General features: G+C 43.5%; 1 protein-coding gene and 2 tRNA genes. 2 read left to right on the top strand and 1 reads right to left on the bottom strand.

What is annotated here, in order from left to right; translation table 11 throughout:
- The first annotated feature begins 146 nt into the window (after positions 1-146).
- Together QMD82_08600 and QMD82_08595 are read left to right on the top strand one after the other, a co-directional pair.
- Positions 147-219 (top strand) — tRNA-Pro (locus tag QMD82_08600).
- A 1-nt stretch (position 220) separates the two neighbouring features.
- Positions 221-294, top strand: a tRNA-Gly gene (locus tag QMD82_08595).
- Positions 295-354: 60 nt separating this feature from the next.
- Here the strand turns inward: QMD82_08595 and QMD82_08590 are convergent.
- On the bottom strand, positions 355-616 hold a 262-nt coding region (locus QMD82_08590), incomplete at its 5' end, for an HU family DNA-binding protein (protein ID MDI6851970.1).

Raw genomic sequence — 616 nt, 5'->3', positions numbered from 1 at the left:
AAAAGAAACGAGGGACACTGCCAGAGAGGAAGGCCATATCGCCGACATTGAGCCGGAATATTAAGCTGGCTGAGAATTGTTTTGAGGACCACAATTATATTATAGCAATTTGAAAAAGAAATAAAAATATGGTAAACTAAGTTGTACGGGGCATGGTGTAATGGTTAACATAGGCGCTTTGGGAGCGTCTGAGTCTCGGTTCGAATCCGAGTGCCCCGAGGCGGGTGTAGCTCAGTGGTAGAGCATCGGCCTTCCAAGCCGAGTACGAGAGTTCGATCCTCTTCACCCGCTCCAAACTAAATTACTCACCTTCGTAAGGTGAGTAAAATAAACGGCCTCGGGCTTTGTTTAAAGTTATTTTACGGCGTCTTTAAGGATTCGGCCGGCTTTAAATCTCGGTGCTTTCATGGCCGGGATTTTTATTTTCTCTTTGGTTTTGGGGTTAATGACTTCTCTTTCTTTTCTTTGAGTTACTGAAAATTTTCCAAAACCAGGAAGCTGCACTTCTTCTCCTTTAGAAAGGGCTTTGGTAATCTCGTCTAAAACCACATTGAGGCACTCAGAAGCCTGTCTCTTTGAAATCCCTATCTTTTTTGCTATGGCTTGGACTAAATTG

The organism is bacterium (assembly GCA_030019025.1).
GTDB lineage: Bacteria > Hydrothermota > Hydrothermia > UBA1063 > UBA1063 > UBA1063.
The sequence above is the reverse complement of the archived record's forward strand: the minus strand, read 5'-3'. Positions and strand labels throughout refer to the sequence as shown.